The following is a 1,312-nucleotide window of genomic DNA, read 5'->3' on the forward strand; positions in this document are numbered from 1 at the left end:
CCCCGATCTCATCGGCAAGGCCGTGGAGGAGCCGATCGCCGTCCTCGACGGCCGCACCCATACCGGTATGGACAACGGTGCGACCGGTCGCTCCGCCAACGCCAGGGTCCCGCTGCGCGGGTCCGCCGGCGAGGTGATCGGCGAGGTGTCCGTCGGCATCGCCGAGAAGCAGGCGGTCGGCCAGCTCTTCCGGGAGCTCCCCACCTTCGGCCTTTTCGCGGCGGCCGCCCTTGCCGTCGGCTCGATCGCCTCGTACGTCCTGGCCCGGCGGCTCAAACGGACCACCTTCGGACTGGAGCTGGAGGAGATCGCCGGGCTGCTCCAGGACCGCGAGGCGATGCTGCACGGCATCAAGGAGGGTGTGATCGCCTTCGACCCGCAGGGCAGGATCAGCGTGCTCAACGACGAGGCCCGCCAGCTGCTCGGCCTCGGCACCGCCCTGGGCTCCCGGCTCGACGAGGTCCTCCCCGACGGCCGGCTGCGCCGGGCGCTGGACGGCACTCTGGAGGGCGTCGACCTGACCGTGCTGACCGACAGCCACTGCCTGGCCGTCAACCGGATGCCGGTCGTGCTGCACGGCCGCGAACTCGGCGCGGTCGTCACCGTCCGCGACCGGACCGAGCTGGTCGGCCTGCTGCGCGAACTGGACTCCGTCCGCGGCCTCACCGACGCGCTCCGTGCCCAGCAGCACGAGTTCGCCAACCGGATGCACACCCTCGCCGGCCTGCTCGAACTCGGCGACCACGGGGCCGCCCTGGAGTACGCGGTTGAGCTCAGCCACAGCGAACCCGCCCTGACCGAGGCCGTCCGGGACCGGATCGCCAACCCCTTCATGGTCGGACTGATCGTCGCCAAGACCGCCGTCGCCGCCGAGCGCGGGGTACGGATCACCCTGAGCGAGGACTCCCGGCTCACCGAGCAGCCCGGCCATCTCAAGCGGCTGCTCACCATCGCCGGCAACCTGCTGGACAACGCGGTGGAGGCGGTCGGCAGCGGCGGGGAGGTCAGCCTCTCGCTGGTCGAGGAGAAACACGCGGTCACCCTCCGGGTCGCCGACAACGGCCCCGGCATCCCGTCCGGCGCCGCCGATTCGATCTTCGAGGACGGCTGGTCCACCAGCCCCGACCGGGGCACCGCCCGGCGCGGCCTCGGACTGGCCCTGGTCCACCGGCTGGTGCAGCGGCACGGTGGCACCATCACCGTCAGCCAAGGGCCGGGCGCGGTGTTCACCGTCGTCCTGCCCCTGCCGGACAACGACCCGGCACCCCTCGGCGCGGACTTCACGGTCGCGCCCGCAGTACTGGAAGGTGCG

The 1,312-nt window shown here is 72.3% G+C and carries 1 protein-coding gene; it reads left to right on the forward strand.

Going from position 1 to position 1,312, the window contains the following annotated elements:
* The coding region (locus AB0O00_RS39925) for an ATP-binding protein (RefSeq protein ID WP_363659568.1) at positions 1 to 1,312 on the forward strand (1,312 nt) is incomplete at both ends.

It is taken from the genome of Kitasatospora sp. NPDC093558 (assembly GCF_040683475.1).
Taxonomy (GTDB): domain Bacteria; phylum Actinomycetota; class Actinomycetes; order Streptomycetales; family Streptomycetaceae; genus Kitasatospora.